Source organism: Streptomyces sp. NPDC006711 (assembly GCF_042869775.1).
GTDB lineage: Bacteria > Actinomycetota > Actinomycetes > Streptomycetales > Streptomycetaceae > Streptomyces.
In genome coordinates this window covers 18479-39449 of record NZ_JBIAGO010000017.1, presented here as the reverse complement: position 1 = coordinate 39449, position 20971 = coordinate 18479, and the positions used below count along the sequence as shown (strand labels likewise).

11 protein-coding genes are annotated in these 20971 nt (G+C 73.6%); 2 read left to right on the top strand and 9 right to left on the bottom strand.

Features of this window, described 5'->3' with window-relative positions:
• Nucleotides 1-222: 222 nt before the first annotated feature.
• On the top strand, nucleotides 223-537 hold the full coding sequence (locus tag ACFYM2_RS27470; protein WP_359002299.1) for a chorismate mutase: 315 nt from the start codon (nucleotides 223-225) through the stop codon (nucleotides 535-537).
• A 334-nt stretch (nucleotides 538-871) separates the two neighbouring features.
• Here ACFYM2_RS27470 and ACFYM2_RS27465 read toward each other — a convergent pair whose 3' ends face one another.
• From ACFYM2_RS27465 to ACFYM2_RS27430, 8 genes are all read right to left on the bottom strand, one after another.
• A complete protein-coding gene (locus ACFYM2_RS27465) occupies nucleotides 872-2059 on the bottom strand; it encodes a hypothetical protein (protein ID WP_388839913.1) in 1188 nt (395 codons plus the stop codon).
• Between the two features lie 280 nt (nucleotides 2060-2339).
• Nucleotides 2340-4175, bottom strand: a complete 1836-nt coding sequence (locus ACFYM2_RS27460) for a GMC oxidoreductase (protein ID WP_388839910.1) — start codon at nucleotides 4173-4175, stop codon at nucleotides 2340-2342.
• Between the two features lie 90 nt (nucleotides 4176-4265).
• Nucleotides 4266-5894: a succinic semialdehyde dehydrogenase gene (locus tag ACFYM2_RS27455; protein WP_359002305.1), complete on the bottom strand. Its 1629-nt coding sequence runs from the start codon at nucleotides 5892-5894 to the stop codon at nucleotides 4266-4268.
• 147 nt (nucleotides 5895-6041) lie between these two features.
• Nucleotides 6042-7697 carry a serine/threonine-protein kinase gene (locus tag ACFYM2_RS27450; protein ID WP_388839907.1) on the bottom strand — a complete coding sequence of 552 codons (1656 nt, stop codon included), beginning with the start codon at nucleotides 7695-7697 and terminating at the stop codon, nucleotides 6042-6044.
• A gap of 87 nt (nucleotides 7698-7784) precedes the next feature.
• Nucleotides 7785-9620: a protein kinase gene (locus ACFYM2_RS27445; protein WP_388839904.1), complete on the bottom strand. Its 1836-nt coding sequence runs from the start codon at nucleotides 9618-9620 to the stop codon at nucleotides 7785-7787.
• Nucleotides 9621-9717: 97 nt separating this feature from the next.
• Nucleotides 9718-11415, bottom strand: coding sequence for a serine/threonine-protein kinase (locus tag ACFYM2_RS27440; RefSeq protein WP_388840069.1), 1698 nt, complete (start codon nucleotides 11413-11415; stop codon nucleotides 9718-9720).
• 254 nt (nucleotides 11416-11669) lie between these two features.
• Nucleotides 11670-14483, bottom strand: coding sequence for a protein kinase (locus ACFYM2_RS27435; protein WP_388839901.1), 2814 nt, complete (start codon nucleotides 14481-14483; stop codon nucleotides 11670-11672).
• A 192-nt stretch (nucleotides 14484-14675) separates the two neighbouring features.
• On the bottom strand, nucleotides 14676-17612 hold the full coding sequence (locus tag ACFYM2_RS27430) for a protein kinase (protein ID WP_388839897.1): 2937 nt from the start codon (nucleotides 17610-17612) through the stop codon (nucleotides 14676-14678).
• Nucleotides 17613-17878: 266 nt separating this feature from the next.
• Here ACFYM2_RS27430 and ACFYM2_RS27425 point away from each other — a divergent pair, with 266 nt between their 5' ends.
• Nucleotides 17879-18931 carry a serine hydrolase domain-containing protein gene (locus ACFYM2_RS27425; protein ID WP_388839894.1) on the top strand — a complete coding sequence of 351 codons (1053 nt, stop codon included), beginning with the start codon at nucleotides 17879-17881 and terminating at the stop codon, nucleotides 18929-18931.
• A 160-nt stretch (nucleotides 18932-19091) separates the two neighbouring features.
• Here the strand turns inward: ACFYM2_RS27425 and ACFYM2_RS27420 are convergent, their stop codons facing one another.
• The gene (locus tag ACFYM2_RS27420) at nucleotides 19092-20798 is read right to left on the bottom strand and encodes a glycerol-3-phosphate dehydrogenase/oxidase (protein ID WP_359002315.1); all 1707 of its coding nucleotides are present in this window, start codon (nucleotides 20796-20798) and stop codon (nucleotides 19092-19094) included.
• Between the last annotated feature and the right edge of the window lie 173 nt (nucleotides 20799-20971).

Below are 20971 nucleotides of genomic sequence, written 5' to 3'. Positions count from 1 at the left end.
CCGCGCTCGTGGCGTCGGTCCATACTGGGCCCCATGCGCGAGCACCAGACCTTCGTCTTTACCTATGGCACCCGGCCCGCCGGGCGCCATGGGTTCGTCGGTCTCGCCGCATGAGCGACTGACACACACTTCCCAGAGCGCCCCGGGCCGACAAGGCCCGGGGCGCTCTGCGGTGTCCGGTCCTTGCCGGTCCCGGGGCCCCGCACCCTTCGAGGAGCCCCCATGACCACGACCACCGCCCCTGCGGCAGTCCCCGCCACCGCCACGGAGAAGACCGGCGCCCGCACCGACGAGGCCGCCGCGCTGATCACCGGCGCGCGCGAGCGCATCGACGCCCTCGACGACCGCATCATCGGTCTCATCCAGGAACGCATGGCGGTCTCGGCCGTCATCCAGGAGTCCCGTATCGCCTCCGGCGGGCGCCGGGTCAGCCTCAACCGCGAGATGGAGGTCCTGGCCCACTTCCGCGACGCCCTGGGCCGGCCCGGCACCGCGCTCGCGATGACGATGCTGGAACTGTGCCGGGGCCGTATCTGAGTTCGGGCACTCCTCACCCGTACGGCGCCGTGACCGTCCGCCGCCCGGCTTCGTTGGTGGGGTGTCCGTGCCAGCCAGGGGCGGGCCCGAAGAAATCCACGCGTGGCTCCGCTGGGGCGTGTGACGTATCTGCAAGTACGTCGTGGGACCTCGCCCCAGTGTGCGTGACCGGACGGCAGGGGACAGCAGCCCGGTCACACCCAACAGCGGTCGGTTCCCGGGGACGCCCGGGGCCGGCCGCATCCGGTCGAAGCGGGCGCCGGACGCGGCCCCTCCCCCTCCCCTCACTGTGTGAGCACGGCAACCGGGCCGCGCCCTTCGGGTGCGGCCCGCCTCAGAGACGGCTGAGGACGCGGCACGCCCCCGTCCCCTCGGGGAGCGGCCGGTTGAGGTCGTACGGGTCGACGGTGGCCCCACTCGGTTCGGCGCCCTCCCTGGGCGTGCCGTCGAAGTGCGGGTGCGCGTAGCCGTCGCGCACCCCGCAGGCGGTGTTGGCGATGTCCACCCGGCGGGTGCCGAGCCAGAGCCTGCCCTCGGTGGACTCCGTCACGGCCGGGTCCAGGACCTCGACGTCGAGAGTGCGGCGCACGATCGTGCGGGCCACCTCCGTCGAGCCCGGCGCCGCCTTCACCAGCGGGTAGACGAAGGTGTAGTCGGTGTGCACGACGGCGCCGCCGCCGGGCCGCGCGTCGAGCGACATCCGGCCGCGCGTCTTCACCACGTTCCCCACGAGCGCGACCTCCTTCGGATCGAACCGCGTGACGAAGGTGAGCGGATCGTGGTCCTTGTCCGGCCGGTCCAGACCGGCGCTCAGGTCGTCGATCGTCTCCTTCTCCAGCGGGTCGATGCGGCCGAGCGCGGCCACGGGGCGCTCGCCGCGCAGCGTCGCCGGATTCAGGTTGGCGTCGATGAGCAGGGCGCGGGTGTCGGCGAGTGCCGCCGAGATCCGCTCCTTGGACAGACCGCCGACAGCGGTGGCCTCGGGCGGCTCGATCCCGGCGGCGCCGTCCGCGTACTGGGCCGCCGGGGAGCCGCGGAACGGCTCCTTCAGGGTCGGCCGGTCCGGGTCGAAGGAGGGTGGGGCGCCGGTGGGGGCCCCGGTCTCTGCCGCGAGCGGGGTCGCGGCCGTGCCGCCGGCGCTGTCCTTCCCGGTCAGCAGGGACAGGGCCCGGCCGGGGTTGAGCGCCACCAGCAGGAGGCCCAGGGCCAAAAGGACGCCGACCAGACCCCGGACGCGGCGTCTGCGCGCCGCCCGCCCGTTCGTCTCGTGCCAGGCAGGACCGGTGCGCCAGCCCGCCGGCTCGGCCGGGCGCCGCTTGTTCCGGCGGCCGCCGCCCCGGGCCTTGGCCGCCGCCCGCTCCTCACGCTGCCGGCCGGCCACCATGCGGGCGCGCGCCGAGGGCTCCTGGGGCGCGGCGGACGCCTTGATGTCCAGCTCGCTGTCGCGAAGGAACCGCTCCCACACCTCATCCGGCACCTCGTCCCCCGAGGCCCCTCGCGACGGCGGCTGCTTCTCGCTCACTGTGTCCCTCTTCGGCATGTCCTGGGCGGCGCGAACGGCCGCGGCAGCCGTTCGACGGGCGGAGCAGGGCGATGGTTGCCCCCGGGGCGAAGTGGCGTGGATCACATAAGGATTCCGTGAAGAGTGGACAACCATTCACGTCTGTCACGGGTCATGCAGTCGGAACCAACAGCCTCGCCCGTGTTCTGTTCACGTCTGCGGGGCTCCACCAGGTCTCCGCGTACGCGAGAGGCGCTGCACTCGGAGGGGGGTGCAGCGCCTCTTGTCGTGTCCGGTCCCGCTACGGCGTCGGCTCCTGCGTACGCCCCGCGTTCTTCGGCGGGACGGCGGGCATCCCGAGGAACGGCAGCTTCAACGCGCCGAACGCCTCCTTCGGGACCGCCGGGGACCTCGGCTCCACGGGGGCGAGGCGGACGTAGGCGGCGCCCTGGGCGGGGCGGGGGTCCGCGTCGCCCTTGTTGGGCCACAGCGACATGGCGCGCTCGGCCTGCGCCGTGATCGTCAGGGACGGATTCACACCGAGGTTGGCCGAGACGGCCGCGCCGTCGACGACCGAGATGCCGGGGTGCCCGTACAGCCGGTGGTAGGGATCGATCACGCCGGTCTCGGCCGAGTCGCCGATCGGGCAGCCGCCCAGGAAGTGCGCGGTGAGCGGGGTGCCCATGAGCTCACCGATGTTCGACCCGGCGAAACCGTTGATTTCGGCGGCGATCGCCGCGGCTCCCTGCGCGGCCGCCCTGATCTGCTGGGGGTTGGGCGCGCCGTGGCCCTGCTCCGCGGTCAGCAGGCCCTTGCCGACGCCGTCCCGCTTGAGGTGGGTGGTGAGCGAATTGTCGAGTGACTGCATGACCAGGCCGATGATCGTTCGCTCGGACCAGTGGTGGTTGCTGAGCGAACGAGCGAGAAGCAGGGGGTGTTTGGCCGCGTTGCCCAGCCAGTTGCGTACCCGGTTGACGCCGTAGGGCACCTGGAGGATCGACATGCTGCCCATCGCGTTCGAGCCCTTGCCGTAGCGCACGGGCTCGATGTGGGTGTTCTCGTCCGGGTGGATCGAGGAGGTGATGGCGACACCCCGGGTGAAGTCGACCCTGGGCACGCCGTGGCGTTTGCGGTAGCGCCGGCTCGTGGTCTGCGCGCCGACAAGCGCCTCGGAGTTGGTCCGGGTCAGCTCGCCCAACCGCTTGGATATGTACGGGAGTTGCCCGCCCGCCTTCATGCGGTGCAGCAGGGTCTGGGTGCCGTAGGTGCCGGCCGCGATGACGACGTGGCGGGCGGTGAAGAGGCGGCCCGGGGCGTCCTTGCGGTCGGTGGGCAGGGTCGCGACGGCGTGGCCGCCGCGCGAGTCGCCGGTCACCGAGACGACGGTCGTCATGGGGTGGACGGCCGCGCCGGCCTTCTCGGCGAGGTAGAGGTAGTTCTCGTTGAGGGTGTTCTTCGCGCCGTGCCGGCAGCCGGTCATGCACTCGCCGCACTCGACGCACGCCTTGCGCGCCGGACCGGCGCCGCCGAAGTAGGGGTCGTCGACCGCCGTGCCGGGAGCGGCCTTCGCCGTGCCGTCACCGTCCTGGCCGTCGCCGAAGAAGACCCCCACGGGCGCCATGTGGAAGGTGTCGCCGACCCCCATGCGCTGGGCGGCGGCCTTGAGGTGGACGTCGGAGGGGGTCATCGTCGGGTTGAGCCGCACCCCCAGCATCCGCCGCGCCTGGTCGTAGAAGGGCGCGAGCTCGTCCTGCCAGTCGGTGATGTCCTTCCACTGGGGATCGTCGAAGAACTGCCGAGGCGGCACATAGAGGGTGTTGGCGTAGTTGAGGGAGCCGCCGCCGACACCCGCGCCGCCGAGCACCATCACGTGGCCCAGCAGGTGGATGCGCTGGATGCCGTACAGGCCGAGCCTCGGGGCCCACAGGTAGTTCTTGACGTCCCAGGAGTTCTTGGGCAGCGTCGCCGCGGTGAAGCGGCGGCCCGCCTCCAGGACCCCGACGCGGTAGCCCTTCTCGGTGAGCCGCAGCGCCGTCACCGACCCGCCGAATCCCGAGCCGACCACGAGGACGTCGTAGTCGTACCCGCCGTCCTCGCCGGCCTCGTCCGGGTTCTGCGCTGGGGGTACCTGGGACATGGCTCTCCTCGTACACGGGCGGATCGGTCGGTGAGGGGCGGACGCCTTCGGCAAGGGGGCTCGCCCGGGTGTTGCGCCGGGCGGCCCCGGCTAGCGCAGGCGCAGGGCCTTCATCGCCCTGAGGCTGCGGGTCATGAACGCGGCGTACTTCTCGTCGTCCATGCCGAAGGCGGGGGCGAGCGGGATGACGCGCTGCTGGGCGACGGTCTGGGCCTCGGTGTACTTGAGGATGCCCTCGGAGCCGTGGCGGCGGCCGAGACCGGAGTCCTTCATGCCGCCCATCGGGGACTGCACGCTGCCGTACGCCGGGGCGTACCCCTCGTTGATGTTGACGGTGCCGGTGCTGAGCTTCGCGGCGATCTCGTGGCCACGGCGTGAATCCCTGGTCCACACCGAGGAGTTGAGGCCGTACGGTGTGCCGTTGGCCCGGTCGATGACGTCGTCCTCGTCCTGGAAGCGGTAGACGGAGACGACCGGGCCGAAGGTCTCCTCGGTGCACACCGCCATCGGGGCCTCGACGCCGTCCAGGATGGTGGGTTCGTAGAAGAGCGGGCCGATGTCGGGCCGTGCGACGCCGCCCGCGATGAGCCTGGCGCCCTTGGCGACGGCCTCCTCGACGTGCCGGGTGACGGTCTCCAGCTGGCGCTCGCCGACCAGGGAGCCCATGTCCGCCCCGTACGCGAGGGAGCGACCGAGCCGCATCGCCTTCGTCCGTGCGGCGAAACGATCGATGAAGGCGTCGGCGATCGATTCGTGAACGTACAGTCGCTCGATCGAAATGCAGAGCTGGCCCGCGGAGGAGAAGCAGGCCCGGACCGCGCCCGCGGCCGCCTTCTCCACGTCGGCGTCGCGCAGCACCAGCATCGCGTTCTTGCCGCCGAGCTCCAGGGAGACGCCCACCAGACGGGCGGCGGCGCCCTGGGCGACCTCGCGTCCGGTGCGGGTCGAGCCGGTGAAGGAGACGTAGTCGGCGTGCTTGACCACCTCGGGTCCGACGACCGGGCCGTCGCCGATGACGACCTGGAACACCTCGGGCGGAAGTCCCGCCTCGATGAGCAGGTCGCGCGCCCACAGCGCGGTCAGCGCCGTCTCGGTGTCGGGCTTCATCACGACGGCGTTGCCGGAGACGAACGCGGGCAGCGCGTCGCCCACCGAGAGTTCCAGGGGGTAGTTCCAGGGGGCTATCTGCCCGATGACCCCGCGCGGCTGGCGCAACTCGGTCACCTTGGTCAAGGTGGGCACCACGCCCGTGTGCCGCCGGGGCTTGAGGTAGGCCGGCGCCTTGCGCCCGTAGTGGCGGGCGGCCACGGCGACCGCCTGCACCTCCTCGTGCGCGTGCAGGCGCGCCTTGCCCGTCTCCAGCTGGATCAGGTCGAGCACTTCGCCCTGGCGGGCCAGGACCAGATCGTGGAAGCGCAGCAGCACGGCGGCGCGGACGCGGACCGGCACCGCGGCCCAGGCGCGCTGCGCGGCGCGGGCGCGCGCGAACGCCTCGGCGACGTCGTCCGGGGTGGACTCGGGCAGGTCGGCCAGCTTCTCGCCGCTGAACGGGGTGTGGTTGGCGGTCCGCCCCGAGCCGACCACGCCTCGGGTGAGCTGGGCGACCAGCCTACTCGTGACCACGTCGGCCGCGGTGCGGGCGCCCGCTGGGGCCGGGGCGGCCGGGTTGGTGCCGACGCGTGTGCGGGTGGTCGTGGGCGAAGCCTGCGAGTCCGTCATGGGCCGAGCGTATGCCGGGGCGGGGACTTTCGGTACCCGTCGGTAACGGCTTTTCCGGCCCCGCCAACCACGCCAGCGAACACTGGCCGCATAAGTGCTGATCAGCGTGTTACGACCGGATCGGGGGCGCTCGGACTCCGCTCTGACTCAGAGATCGTGGATCTTGAAACCGTCCGAGACCTCGGTGAACAGCTTCTCGCCGTCAACCGCCGCCCTGCCCGCCGCTGGCATCGCGACCCGCAGCCGCCAGTAAGCGGTGCCCTTTCCCGGCACCAGGAGTTCGTGGTAGCGGTAGCGGGTCGGATGGGGGGAGGAGGACGCGGTGAGCGGGGTGTAGTCGGTGACCAGGTCGTACGCCTCCTTGCCCTGGTGCGTGACGGTCGTGGTGGTCACCTTGCCGTCCCGGAACTCCGTGCCGTCCTTGCCGCCCTTCTCGTAGTACGCCTTCCACGCGGCGGGATCGGCGGGCAGCGTGGGGTGGTTGGCACCTGCGGTGTCCTTGGCCGGATCGAGCCGGTCGGCGGAGATCTTGAACACGGCGCTCGGGTCGTCGTAGGTGACGCTGTCGTTCATGCTGCCCTGGGTGCGCGCGTAGTCGTCGGGAACGGTCAGGTCCGCCCCCAGCACCTCGTTCTCGGGCCTGACCTGCCAGCCCGCAGGCAGCCCGCCGCCGCCGAACGGGTCGCTGACGAGCAGCACGAGCACGGCGGCCAGCGCCACGAGCACACCGCCCAGGCCGTACTGGGCCCTGCGGTTGCCCACGAGGACCGGTGGCACCCAGCGGTTCGCACCCGCCGGCGCGCCCGCGCCCGCGTCGGCCTGCGGGTGGGCCCGGGTGGCCGGTGCCGGTTCGGGGGCGGACACCGCCTCAAGGGCGGCCCGGATCTCCTCGGCTCCCGGCCGCGCGCCCGGGTCCTTGCGCAGCAGCCGCATGACCAGGGCGGCGAACGCGCCGGAGCCGCGCGTGGGCGTCGGCGGTTCGGCGGAGAGCACGGCCTGGAGGGTGGCCGGGGTGTTGCTGCGCCGGTAGGGCGACACGCCCTCGACCGCCGCGTACAGGACGACACCAAGCGACCAGAGGTCGGACGCGGGACCGGGGCGCTGGCCCAACACCCGCTCCGGGGCGATGAATTCGGGCGAGCCGACGAAGCCGCCGGTCTCGGTCAGACCCTGCTCGCCCTCCACTTGGGCGATGCCGAAGTCGGTGAGCACGACACGGTCGCCGCGCCCGAGCAGCACGTTGTCCGGCTTGACGTCCCGGTGCAGCACGCCCGCCGCGTGCGCCGCCACGAGCGCGTCGAGCACCGCGAGCCCGATCCTGGCCGCCTCGCGCACGTCGAGGGTGCCTTCCTGGAGCCGGTCGGCGAGCGAGTGGCCGTGCACCAGCTCCATCACGATCCAGGGTCTGCCGTCCTCAAGGACGACATCGTGCACGGTGACCACCGAGGGGTGGCCGATGCGGGCGGCGGCACGGGCCTCGCGTTGCATGCGCAGATGGACCGTGGTGCGCTCGCGCTCCCCCAAGTGGTCGGGAACGCGGGGCTCCTTGACGGCCACCTCGCGGTCCACGACTTCGTCGCGGGCCCGCCAGACCGTGCCCATGCCACCGTGCCCGAGCCGGCCGAGGAGCCGGTAGCGGCCGCCGAGCAGCCGCCCGGCGCCGTCCTCCACCGTGTGCTGCCGCGTCGGCTCGTAGGCCGCGGGGGCGGCGGGGGCCGGCTCCTGTCGCGGGATCGCGGGGGGCGACGGGGGTCGCAGGCCGTAGCTGGTGGGCTCGTTCGCCCAGCCTCCATCGTTCGTCATGAGCACATCCTGACGAACGCCGGAACCCGGTGCCACGCCGGGCCGTGTGCGGATGCACACCCGTGACACAAGCGGCGGGGCGCGGACTCAGAGGCGCGGCACGAAGGAGTCGAGCGCGGTGTCGAAGTCCCGCTTGGCCTCGTCGAGCCGGCCCACGGGCGCCGAGACCCACACGTCGCGCAACTGCCCCTGCGCTTCCCAGCACAGGTCGTAGGTGTGCCGGGCGCCCTCGGCCTTGGTGAAGCCGTTCCAGGTGAACTCCCACAGCGCCGCGTCATGACCCCGGTGCGTGGTCGCGGTGACCTTGCCGTCGCGGTAACCGGGGTTGCTGGCCGACCCGTTGGCGGCTTCCTGCCGCATCACCCCGAGCGGGCCGCCGGCCACCGCGTTCTGCGTCCTGATGCCGACGCGGACGGCGCCGTCCGGCGAGCTGTAGAAGACGCGCTGCGCGTCGGTGGTGCGTACGTAGCCGTCGGGCACGGCGATGCCGAAGCCGTTGGGGTCGCGTACGAACTGGAAACCGTCGGGCACCGGGGGCAGCGCGGCGATGCGCGGGAGCGGTGGGGGCGGCCGGCGGGGCGCGGCCGCGCCGGGCTCGGGGAAGCCGACTTCGGCGTCGGCACTCGATGCGGACCGCGCGCCGACGCGGCCGGGGCCGAGGCCGTCGAGCGCGAACACCGCGACGGCCGCGCCCGCTCCGGCCAGCACGACCACGACCGCGCCGGCCGCGAGCAGGCTTCGCGTCCGCCACGGCCGGGCGGCGCTGGCCGTCCGCGCGACGGAGGTCACGGGGGTATCGGAGGCCGCCAGGGTCGCGGGCGCGTCCGGGGCTCCGCCCGGGACCCCGGGCGCGCTGGGAGGTCGCTCGTCCTCGGGCGCGGGGTGGGCTCGGTCCGGGACGTCGGCAGGGGCGCCATCGGCCCCTGGCCCGCGCTCGCCCTGGGGCGGCGGGACACGGTCCGCCGGTGTCGGGCGGGGCCGGGGCATCATGCCCGTCGCGGTGAAGGCGCGCAGCAGCGACTCCGCCTCGGCCGCGCCCAGACGGTGCCCCGGGTCCCGCTCCAGGAGGCCGCGCACGACGGGAAGCAGCGGCCCCGCGGCCTCGGGCGGCTTGATCTCGTCCAGGACGACGGCATGCAGGACCCCGCCCAGGGAGTCGCGGTGGAAGGGGGACTCGCCGGACAGAGCCGCGCACAGCAGCGCGCCGAGCGACCACAGGTCCGACTCGGGCCCCGCGCCCGCGCCCTGCATCCGCTCCGGCGCGGTGTATTCGGGCGAGCCGACGAACGCGCCCTCCTCGCTGATCGTGGAGGCGCCCGGCACCTGCGCGATGCCGAAGTCGGTGAGCACGACACGACCGCTGTCCTGCTCGATGAGGACGTTGGCGGGCTTGAGGTCGCGATGGAGCACACCCCGGGCGTGCGCCGTGGCCAGCGCGCCCATGAGCGCGATCCCGATGCGGGCGGCCTCGTCCACGTCCACGGGCCCCTTGGCGGCGAGCCGGTCGGCGAGCGAGCCGCCCTCGACGAGCTCCATCACGATGTACGAACGGGGCTCCTCGCCCCGGCCGCGCCACCGGTCGTCCCAGCCCCCGGCCCCGCGACCGCCCACACCATCGCTCACGCCCCCGAACCCGCGATCGTCCGCGCCGCCGTCCTCGACCACGTCGTGCACGACGATCACGTGGGGGTGCTTGATCTGGGCGACCGCGCGGGCCTCGCGCAGCGCGGCCCTGGCCGGGGCGCCGCCCTCGGGGTGCAGTTCCTTGACGGCGACCTGACGGCCGAGCAGTTCGTCGTGGGCCTGCCAGACCGTGCCCATCCCGCCCCGGCCGAGCCGACCGCCCAGACGGTAACGGCCCGCGATCAGGCGGGAGTCCAGGCGGTGTAGGGGCTGCTGCGGATCCTGCTCTGCTGTGGGCACCGGGTTCCCCCTCGATCTCCCCGCACGCGTGCAGAGCCCATCATGCCGCACCCCGCCGGACGGCGACGGCGTTCGCCACGAGTGACGGCGGGCCCGGTCAGCCGCCCGTGGCCGAGCCGGGCTGCCAGCCCTGGAGCACCGTGTCGAACTGCTGGCGCGTGGTCGCCCAGTCCTCGTCGGGGCCCGACATGTAGAGGGCGTACTCGGGCTTGCCGCCGTCCCCGTAATACATCTGGTCGATGGCGTGCCGCTTGCCGGGGAAGTCCTGCTTCTCGGTGTAGGTGAACTCCCACAGGGACGACTTCACCTGGTCGCGGTAGTTGTTGCTGTGCAGCGTGACCCGCTTGTACTGGGGCAGCCGGTCCTTGAGCGACTTCTCCATGTTGAGCATGTGCATGTACGGGTTCTCGAAGTCCGGCACCTTGTCGACGCTGATCCGGATGCGGTGCTTGCCGTTGTCCGGGGTGTAGTCGATCTCGGCGCCGTCCATCTGGCGCTTCCAGCCCTTGGGCACGAGCAGGCTGAAGCCGGCCTTGTCCTGGACGCGCTGCCAGCCCACCGGGACCGACCCGTCGCCGGAGCCGCCGGAGGGCTGCCCCGCGTCGGGGGAGGCGGACGGCGCGGGGGAACCGGAGGCGCCCGTGCCGGTCCCGGCGCCCGAACCGCCCTGGTGCTCCTGGTACTTCAGATACCCGAACCCGGTGCCCACGCCGACCACCGCGGCCAGCGCGACCACGAGAGCGACGGTGCGCCAGCGCTGCCGTCGCGGCGCGGGCCGCGGAGCGGGCGCGGCTGCGGGCCATGGAGCGGGCGCGGGACGCTCCGCCACCGGGCGCTCGGGGGCCGGTGGTTCGGGGGCCGGCCGGCTGGGGGCGGGCCTCAAGACCGGGTTCGCCACGGTGGACCCGGTCCCCACGCTCGCGGCCGAGCGCAGTTCGGCCGCCGAGAACCGGTCGGTGGGCACATGGGCCTGGGCGGCAAGGGAGGCGCGTCCCTCCATCGCGTCGAGGAACATCCGCTCGGCCTCCTCGACCGAGGGCCGTTCCTCCGGCGCCTTGCGCAGCAGCGCGACGATGACGGGACCCAGCGCCCCCGCGCGGTCCGGCGCCGGGGGCTCCTCCTCCACCACGGCCTGCATGGTGGAGATCGGCGAGTCCCGGCGGAACGGCGAGGCGCCCTGCACCGCCGCGTACAGGGTGGCGCCCAGCGACCACAGGTCGGAGGCGGGACCCGGGTGCGCGCCCTGGACCCGCTCGGGCGCCAGATAGTCGATGGAGCCGACGAGTTCACCGGTCTTGGTGATGGTGACGTCGCCTTCGATGGCGGCGATCCCGAAGTCGGTGAGCAGCACCCGGCCGTCCCTGGCGAGCAGGACGTTGCCCGGCTTCACGTCCCGGTGCAGGACGCCCGCCGAGTGCGCGGCGCGCAGGGCGCCCAGCACGTGCAGTCCGATGCGGGCGGCTTCGCGTGCCTCGATGCGGCTGCCGTCGGCGGCCTTGACCGCGTCGGCTAGCGAGGGCCCGTCGACGTACTGCATGACGATCCAGGGCCGGTTGTCGTGGTCGAGCACGTCGTGGACGGTGACCACGCCGGGGTGCGTGATGCGGGCGGCGGCGCGCGCCTCCTTCTGCGTGCGGGCGTGCAGGACCGCGCGGTCCGCCTCGGCGACGTACAGGGCGGCGGTCAGTTCCTTGACGGCCACGGTGCGGTTCAGGACCTCGTCGTGGGCGCGCCAGACCTTGCCCATGCCGCCGCGGCCTATCGCGTCCCCGAGCCGATAGCGCCCGGCCAGCAACAGCCCCGCCCCCGAGCCGCTCGTGCTGTGAGTGTTTTCCACGTCCCCCGCCCGCCCAGACCTTTCCTACGGAGCCAGGTTACGGAGCGGAATCCGGCCAGGGAACCTCGGGGCACCCAACCGTACGTCCCGGGACCGGCCACACCACGGTGACCAGGGCTTTCACCGGTTCACCCCATAACGCGCACAGCGGGAATCCCGTACCGACGGGGCGATTTCGGGGAGCGCGGAGCGTGACCGGGCGTCAGCGGGCCTCAGCGGGTGGCCCGGTAGGCGCGGGTGGCCTGTCCGTAGATCTCGGTCACCTTGTCGCGCTGCGACTCGGGACCGATGACCTGGACCACGTGATACCGGCCATTGATGATCATCGCGAGGTTGCGCACGTACACCTGCCGGCCGGTGCTGTCCTGCCAGGTGAACTGCCCCTCCGCCATGGACTGCTGCCCCACGTCGATGCGCCGCAGTCCGGTGGAGGTGGACCAGCTGGAGTCCCTGAAGGGCTGGAGTTCGCGCTCCTTGTCCGCCTGGTAGGCCAGCGGATCCGCACCGCCGTCCCGCACGGAGTCCCGGCCGGGAACGACGACAAGGGTGAAGTCACCCCCGACATAACGGACTTGACCCGCGTCGTTCATCGGCTGCCGCTGCCAGCTCGCGTCGACGCCGATCCGAAAGCCCTCGGGGTCGTCGCGCACCACGTAACCGGCGGCCGGGGAGGGCGTCGGCCCGCCGGATCCCGTGGTCTGCGTCTGCTGGGACGGCGGCGTGCTCCCGGCGGACGGCGTCCGGGGCCCGTCCGTCGCCGGATCGGGACTCCGCTGCCCGCTGGTGCGCGGCGGGTTGGTGCCCGCGGTGTCCCGCGTGGAGTCCGACCGGGGCATGAAGAGCATCGCGTACGCGATCGCGGCGGCCAACAGCAGCAGCACGAGCACCAGGAGCAGCCGGCCGAGCGAGCGCGGTTTCCTGGTGGGCGGCGCGGCCTGGCGGTGCCGGTGCCGGCCGTGTTCGACCACCGGCGCGGCGCGTTTCCCTCTGCGGCGCACCAGTTCGCCCCGGCGACGCAGCACGGGGAGCTTCTTGGCGTCCGGGACGATCAGCGGGGGGATGCGGGCGCCCGCGTCCGGCTCGGGCGCGGACCGCACGAGCGAACGCAGCCAGCCGCGCAGCTCCTCGAACTCGGGCCGCTCGGTGGGGTCCTGACGCAGCAGCGACTCCACGACCGGACGCAGCGGACCGCACTCCTCCGCGAACGCGGGCGGCTCCCCGCACACCATCTGGACGAGTTCGGCCGCGCTGTCCTCCGGGTAGGGGGCGTGGCCCTGCACCGCGCGGAACAGCAGGGCGCCCAGGGCCCAGAGGTCGGTGGCGGGGCCGATCGGCGGTGCGAGCCGCCAGTTCTCGTGTATGGGTCCGGCCTGCTCGGGCGCCCACCGCTCGGTGACGGCCCCCACGACGGCCATCCGGGTCCCCCGGGCCCGCTCGGCGTCGAGCCGGTTGGCGGGGCCACGGTAGGGCCCGGACGCCGGGTCCTGGGGCGCGGAAGGGGCGGTGCGCGCCGCGTCCGGGCGGCGCTCGGCGTCCTCGGGGCGGGCCGCCGGGGGGCGCCCGGGGTCATCGGCGGAGGCGCGGCGGCGCGTCGCGGAGGCGCGCTCCTGGGCGGGGGCCGGGGCACCGGGGTGCGGCGTGCGCTGGGAGTCGGCGCGGAAGGCGTCGGCCCGGAACCCCGGGGGCAGCGCGGGCGTCCTGGGCGCGGGCGCGACGGCGGCCCGCGACGTCTCGGGTCCGTCGGAACCGGTGTGGCGGCGGGGGGCGTCCGGTCCCGCGGCACCTCCGGGGTGCGACGGCCGGGGGCCCTCGGCCTGGCGCCCGGCGGGGCGCGCCACCCAGCGGCCCGTCACGGGGTCGTACTGGCGCCGGGTACGGCCGGAGTCCGGGCCCTGGTCATCGGCGTACGGACTCGCGCCGCCGCCGGACACCCGCACCCCCCGCACGGGGTCGTACATGCTCGGCCCGGCCCCGGCCCCGCTGCCTTCGGACCCGCCCTGGGCATCCTGACCTTGGGTGGCCTGGTCGGGGGCCGGGTGCGGCCCGGGGTTCTGGGGCGGGGACGGGGGCCGCTCGGGCCCCGGGTTCTGGCGCGGGGCCGGGAGGGCGGGGTCCGCGCCGGTGTGCGCGGTGGCGCCCGCGCCCGCGCGGTACGCCGCGATCGCCCCGGGGCGCGGGGTGGCGCCGGGCGGGACAGGGCCCGGCGGGACGGAGCCCGGCGGGACGGAGCCAGGAGTGGGGGCGGGGCCGAGCTCGGGGGCCGAAGTGGCTTGCTGGGAGCGCTCGTTGGGCCCGTCCGGGGCGGGGGGCGGCGGTGTGCCGCCGAACCCGTCGCCGTCCGGCGGCAGCGGCACGGGGGCGTATCCGCACAGCGCCTCCTGCGCGGCGCCCACCGCGAGCCCGGTCAGCACGACCCGGCCGTCGTCGCATATCAGGACCGTACGCGCCGTGATGTTGCGATGCGTCCAGCCGTGCGCGTGCAGCACCCGCAGCGCGGTCAGCACGTCCGAGGCGACCTCGGCCGCGCGAAAGGGGTTCAGCGGGCGGTCGGCGAGCAGCGCGGACAGGGGGCGGGCGGCGATCAGTTCACTGACGATCCACAGCGAACCGTCCTGCGCGAACACGTCGAAGACCTGGTCGAGGCGCGGGTGGTCAGGGATCTGCGCGGCCGCCTGCGCCGCTTCGATGGCCCGGCGCACGGCGGGCTCGGGCGGCCGCCGGGTGGTGCGCCCATAGCCGGGTGCCTCGCCGTAACCGCCGCCGTAACCGCCGCTGTGTGCGGTGCCGTGTCCGTGTCCGTGTCCGTCGGCGCCGTACGCATTCCCGTATCCGTATCCGTACCCGTACTCGTCGTCGCCGTCCAGCACTTCCGCGTCGACGACCTCGGGCAGGGGGATCTGCCGGACCAGGACCTGCTGGCCGCTGTAGGTGTCAAAGGCGCGTGTCTCGACCAGATCGAAGCCGTCGTCGGCGGGCGAGGGCAGGCGGTAGCGGTCGGCCAGTACCCGGCCCGCGTACTCGTCCACGACGCCTCCCCACAGCGCGCTGTTCCCCCGGGCCACGGCTCTCAATCGCGCCGCAACCGTCAATTACGGTCGATTACCGGCCTGTTGCGGCTGCGTACCGTCCGCGAGCTCTCACGATACGTGGCCCCGCCGCGTCACGTCCGGGGGATACCCGTTTCCCCGGGAGCCACTGGTACCCGGGGATCGCCGGGGTCAGGCGGGCTGGAACGTGGCGAAGAGCGCGGCCAGGGTCTGCTGGGTCTCCGGCTTCGACCAGGCGTCGTCCTTGGCCGAGAACATGATGCCGTAGCCCTGCTTCGCGCTCACGACGAAGCCGCGGTCCACCGAGTGGTACTTGGTGCCGCTGTCGTCATAGGTGAACTCCCAGTCGGCGGCGGGCCAGCCCCGGTAGTCCACCGCGGCTATCTTCACCCGCTTGTAGCCCGGCCTCGTCATGGACGACTCCTGGTTCATCCAGTCCGCCACCGGGTTGGACTTGGGGGTGTCGGTCCAGCCGATCAGCAGGCGCTGCCCGTCGGGCCCGGTGAACCGGGCGCCCGCGTCGTCGGTCGACTTGTACGCCCACCCCGCGGGCAGCCCTATGGAGAAGCCCTGGTCCGACTTGTACGGCGTGGTGGCCACGCCGCCCGCGCCGCCCGCGCCGCTCCCTTTGCTGTCGTCACCCGTGCCGGCACTGGCGTTGGTTCCGGTGCCCGTGCCGTCACCGGTGCTGTCGTCGCCCTTGCCGTCGCCCTGGCCGCCCGATGCGACCTGGCCGTTCGTGGAACCCTTGGCCGACGGGGTGCTCCCGCCCGACGACTTCTGGCCGCCCGAGCCCTTGTTGCTGCTTGCCGGTGACGCGCCGGCCACCGGTCCGCTGGAGGACGCCTTGTCGCCCTTGGGCTTGCCGGAGGTGTCGTCTCCCCCGCTGAGGGATATGGCCAGCACCGTGCCGAGCACGGCCAGGGCCGCGACCACCGCGATGATCACCAGGGTGCGGCGCGGCACGACGTCGGTGAGCGAGGCACGGGGCGGCGGGACCGGACCCGAAGGCGACCCGGACCTCGGCCGCCCGGCGGGCACCGCCTTGGACCGGACGTCACGCGCCCGGGCGCCCTGCGCCTTCTCCTTGGCCGACGTCTTGGCCTCGGCGGCCGCGTTCCGTACGGACTTGAGCGCGCCGCGCACCCGCTCGGCGGCCACGTCACTCTTGGGCGCGGACGGCAGCGGCGGCAACGGGACCACCCGGGTCGCTTCCGGCGACACCGGCTCGGGCCCGGGCTCGGGGCCGTCCGGCGCGTTGAGCACCGCGGTGAGCAGCTTGCGCGCGGCCGCGTTGTCGAGGCGCTGGGCCGGGTCCTTGGCGAGCAGACCGTAGATGACCTGCTCCAGGAGCGGCCCCGCGTTCTTGGGCGGATCGACCGGCTCGGTCATGACCGCCGTCAGGGTCGCGATCGCCGAGCCCTTGTCGTACGGGGGTACGCCTTCGACGCTCGCGTACAGCAGCCCGCCGAGCGACCAGAGGTCGGCGGCCGGGCCGGGCTTGTGGCCACGGGCCCGCTCGGGCGAGATGTACGAGGGGGCGCCGACCAGCATGCCGGTGGAGGTGATGGAGGGGTCGCCCTCCACCTGGGCGATGCCGAAGTCGGTCAGGACGACCCGGCCGTCCTCGGCGATCAGCACGTTGGAGGGCTTCACGTCGCGGTGCAGGATGCCTTCGCGGTGGGCCGAGCGCAGGACGTCGAGGATCGCGAGCCCCACCTCGGCGGCCCGGCGGGGCGTCAGCGTGCCGTCCTCGCGGACCGCTTCGGCGAGCGACTTGCCCTCGACGAGCTCCATGACGATCCAGGGGCGGTCGTCCTCGTCCACCACGTCGTAGACCGTCACGGCGGCGGTGTTGCGGATCCGGGCGATCGCCTTGGCCTCGCGCAGCGTACGCGTGATGAGCCGGCGCTTCTCGTCCTCGTCGATGCTGGAGGGGAAGCGCAGTTCCTTGACGGCGACGGTCCGCCCCAGCGTCTCGTCCACCGCCCGCCAGACGGTACCCATCCCGCCGCGTCCGAGCACACCGCCGAGCCGGTACCGCCCGGCGAGCAGCCGCCCTTCCCCACCGACCGCGTCCTCCCCGGCACCGGCTGCCCCACCCTTACCGGCGCCCGCCCGGGAGGTAACGCCGGAACCAGCGGCACCGGCACCGGCACCGGCGACACCGGACTTACCGTCAGCGGAGCCCGGCTTGGCGCCGGCGGAACCCGGCTTCGCGCCGGAGCCGACCGGGTTGGGCTTCGCGCCAGAGGCGACAGGGTTGGGCTTCGCGCCGGAAGCGACAGGGTTGTGCTTGGCAGCGGAGTCGGCAGCACTCGGCGTGGCGCCGGAGGCGGCAGCGCTCGTCCTGGCGGCACCCGGCTCGGCGCCACGGTCGACGCCGTCTGCGTCGGGGCCGGACTTGGCCGCCGCCTTGGCAGCGGCCGGCCCGGGCTCGGCGTCGGCGGACCGGGAGTCACGGTTGGCCTCCGCGTCGGCGGAGCCCGACCCGGCCACGGACTTGGCGCCGGCGGAACGCGACGTGGCATCGGCCGGCTCGGCGGCGCGGTTGGCATCCGCGACCGCGGAACCCGGCGTGCCCGCCGACTTGGCGCCGGCGGAACGCGGCCCCGCGTCGGATACGGCGGCGTTCGGCACGGCGTCCCGGTTGTCGGTGGGCAGTTGGGAGCCGGCCCCGGCCCCCCGCGTGCCCGGCTCGGCGGCCGTGGCCGGGGACGCCACGCCCTTGGCCGGCTTCCCGCCCGGCTCGGTTTCCGCCGGGCCGGACACACCGGCGCGCTCGGTGTCTCCGGAAGCGGAGGCCGACTTGGCCTTCGCGCCGCCGGCACCCCGCACGGCGCCCGCCGCGTCGCCGCCGGACGGCGTGGCCGAAGCGCGGCCCTTCGGGTCCGCCGCGTCCCGCCCGGCATTGGACGCCTCACCCGCACCGGAGTTCGCCACGGCGTCCGTCGTATCCGGCTTCGCCACCGCGTCCCCCGCACCGGCCGGGCGCCGCCCGGACTTCGTGCCCGCCTCGCCCGAGGCGGATTCTGCGGGCGCCGACGACGCCCCCGGTTCCTGTCGCTCGTCCCGTTGGGGTTCCCGCGACTGCTCCGCCTCCGACATGCGTCCCCTCTGCGATTTCTGATCTTCGCCCGCGCCGGCTTCGGCCAACGGCCCGCCGCTACCTGCCCTCGTGGAGGCGGCCCGGCACACCGCTCCGACCTGTTTGTCCTGCCGGGTGCCCGGCCGTCCGGAGCCGTTGTCCGGCCCGCGTCCGCGCGAGCCCGTAACCCGCCCTGGCAGAGCCCCCATTGTCCCTCACGCCAGGACCGATGATGGTCCCGGGTCCGCCGTCCGCCAAGATGGCCGCGAACGAAGGGAAGCCCATCATGCCAAGGCTCCGGGCCCTGTCCGTCGCAGCGATGACCACAACACTGTGCGTCATCGTCACGGCGTCGTCGCCCGGCCGGGCAGGCCCTCGCGTCCCACGCGCCGCGCCGGCCCGACTGGTCACCGAGGGCGGCGCCCCGGCAGCCTCCCTGCTCACCGAAGACCCCTCCGGCACCCGGTACCTGGCCGTTGGCGCCCCTCTTCGCCGCGCGGACCATTTCCGCGCGGGCAGCGTCACCAAGACGTTCGTGACCACCGTAGTCCTGCGACTGGCCGCCGAGGACAGGCTCCGCCTCGGTGACCTCGTGGACCGGTATCTGCCCGGACTCGTCCGCGGGCACGGCAACGACGGCCGCCGCCGCACCCTCCGCTCCCTGCCCTCCCACACCAGCGGTCTCTTCAACTACACGGCCGACACCACGGTTCCGGTCGCGCTCGGTCCCGGCGAAGCCATCCGTACCGCGCTCGCCCACTCCCTCGGACGCCTCGGCACGTACGCCTACTCCAACACCAACTACGTACTCCTCGGCCAGATCATCCAGGCCGTCACCGGACGCGCCTGTGCGGTTGACGCGCCTATGCGGTTGACGCGCCTATGCGGTCGAGACCACCCGTCGCCTCATCAACCCCCTCCATTCACCGGCACCTCGCTGCCCGGCGCCCGTACCACCCTGCCCGAACCCCACAGTCGCGCCTGCACCTCGAACGGCCGCGACATCACCGAACTCGACTCCCGCGAAGCGGGCGCATCCGGCGAACTCATCTCCACCCTCGCCGACCTGAGCCGCTTCTACGCGGCCCTGCGCGGCGGAGCCCTGCTACCAAGCGGCCCAGCGCCACGAACTGCTTGGCACCGCCGCCACCCGGGGCGCGTACGCCCTCGGCATCCATCCCCGGCGCCTGGCCTGCGGCCTGACGGTGTGGGGGCCACGGCGGCCACACCGCCGGCAGCCATGTGCCCGCCGCCACCACCTCCGACGGCCCCCGCACCGCCGTGCTCCGTGCCAATGCCGGTGCCCTCAGCGATCCCTCCCTCGAACTCGCTGTCCTGAACGCCGTGTTCTGTCCGCAACCGTCCGGCGCACCGCCGGCCGCCCCAGCCCCGGGTCGGAGACCCGCGCCCGCCCCCGCCCCCGCCCCCGCGACCGGGCCCGGGCCCGGGTCCCCGGCCGCCTGACCGTCCGCGTCACCATCCGCCTCGCCGTCCCTCCCCTAGACCGGCGCGATGTCCGGTGCTCCGAGCCGGGCCGCGTCCGCCGTCAGGTCGTCGGGCTGACGCTGCGACTCCCGCTCGGCCTCCACCCGCTTCTCGTAGTGCTCCACCTCCTTCTCGATCTGCTTGGTGTCCCAGCCGAGGACCGGCGCCATCAGCTCCGCGCACTCCCGCGCCGACCGCGTGCCCCGGTCGAAGGTCTCGATCGAGATCCGGGTGCGCCGGGTCAGTACGTCGTCGAGGTGGCGCGCGCCCTCGTGCGACGCGGCGTAGACGATCTCGGCCCGCAGATAGTCGTCGGCCGCGGCGAGCGGTTCGCCGAGCGAGGGGTCGGCGAGGACCAGTTCCAGCAGATCCTCGGCCATCGAGCCGTACCGGTTCAACAGGTGCTCCACGCGCACCACATGCAGCCCGGTCCTGGCCGCGATCCTGGCCCGGGCGTTCCACAGGGCCTTGTACCCCTCGGCCCCCAGCAGCGGGACGTCCTCGGTGACGCAGGCCGCCACCCGCTGGTCCAGCGCGTGCACCGCCTCGTCGACGGCGTCCTTCGCCATCACCCGGTACGTCGTGTACTTGCCGCCCGCCACCACCACGAGCCCGGGCACCGGATGCGCCACGGTGTGTTCGCGCGAGAGCTTGCTCGTCGCGTCCGACTCCCCCGCCAGCAGCGGCCGCAGGCCGGCGTACACACCCTGGACGTCGTCCCGGGTCAGCGGGACCGCGAGCACCGCGTTGACGTGTTCGAGCAGGTAGTCGATGTCGGCGCTGGACGCGGCGGGATGCGCCTTGTCGAGATCCCAGTCGGTGTCGGTGGTCCCGACGATCCAGTGCCGGCCCCAGGGGATGACGAAGAGCACGGACTTCTCGGTCCGCAGGATCAGGCCCGTATTCGAGTGGATCCGGTCCTTGGGCACCACCAGGTGGATGCCCTTCGAGGCCCGTACATGGAACTGCCCCCTCTCCCCGATCAGCGCCTGGGTGTCGTCCGTCCACACCCCCGTCGCGTTCACGACCTGCTTGGCGCGGATCTCGTACTCCCCGCCCGCCTCTCCGTCCTGCACCCGGGCGCCGACCACCCGTTCGCCCTCGCGCAGGAAGCCCACCACCCGGGCCCGGTTGGCGACCTGCGCCCCGTAGGAGGAGGCGGTGCGCACCAGGGTGGTCACAAAGCGGGCGTCGTCCATCTGCGCGTCGTAGTACTGCAACGCTCCGACCAGCGCGTCCTTCTTCAACGCGGGCGCGACGCGCAGCGCGTGGCGGCGGCTCAGGTGACGGTGCGTCGGCAGTCCCCTGCCGTGTCCCGACGACACGGACATCGCGTCGTACAGCGCGACACCCGATCCCGCGTACAACCGCTCCCAGCCCTTGTGCTGCAACGGATAGAGGAACGGGACGGGTTTCACCAGGTGCGGGGCGAGCCGTTCGAGCAGCAGGCCCCGCTCCTTGAGCGCTTCGCGCACCAGGGCGAAGTCGAGCATTTCCAGATAGCGCAGGCCGCCGTGGATGAGCTTGCTCGACCGGCTCGATGTGCCCGATGCCCAGTCGCGCGCCTCGACGAGGCCGGTGGAGAGGCCCCGGGTCGCCGCGTCGAGCGCCGTGCCGGCTCCGACCACCCCCGCGCCCACGACCAGCACGTCGAGCTCACCTTCGGCCATGGCGGCGAGCGCCTGTGCGCGCTGCTCGGGTCCCAGTGTCGCTGTCCTCACGGCGTTGCCTCCCGTTGATCGGGGTGGTTCCGCAGACCGGGTGGTCTGGCTCACATCCTCGATTCTGGACGGGACCACCGACATCGGCCACCGCCTGTGGACAACACTCGGGCCCACTCGCCCCCGCAATGCGGCATATCAGTCATATTTCCTCTTAGTCTGACATTCCGGGC

What these genes read in the sequence shown, in the direction of transcription:
- ACFYM2_RS27470 (WP_359002299.1), top strand. Translation starts at nt 223, where the DNA reads ATGACCACGACCACCGCCCCTGCGGCAGTCCCCGCCACCGCCACGGAG.
- ACFYM2_RS27460 (WP_388839910.1), bottom strand. Translation starts at nt 4,175, where the DNA reads ATGTCCCAGGTACCCCCAGCGCAGAACCCGGACGAGGCCGGCGAGGAC.
- ACFYM2_RS27455 (WP_359002305.1), bottom strand. Translation starts at nt 5,894, where the DNA reads ATGACGGACTCGCAGGCTTCGCCCACGACCACCCGCACACGCGTCGGC.
- ACFYM2_RS27450 (WP_388839907.1), bottom strand. Translation starts at nt 7,697, where the DNA reads ATGACGAACGATGGAGGCTGGGCGAACGAGCCCACCAGCTACGGCCTG.
- ACFYM2_RS27430 (WP_388839897.1), bottom strand. Translation starts at nt 17,612, where the DNA reads ATGTCGGAGGCGGAGCAGTCGCGGGAACCCCAACGGGACGAGCGACAG.
- ACFYM2_RS27425 (WP_388839894.1), top strand. Translation starts at nt 17,879, where the DNA reads ATGCCAAGGCTCCGGGCCCTGTCCGTCGCAGCGATGACCACAACACTG.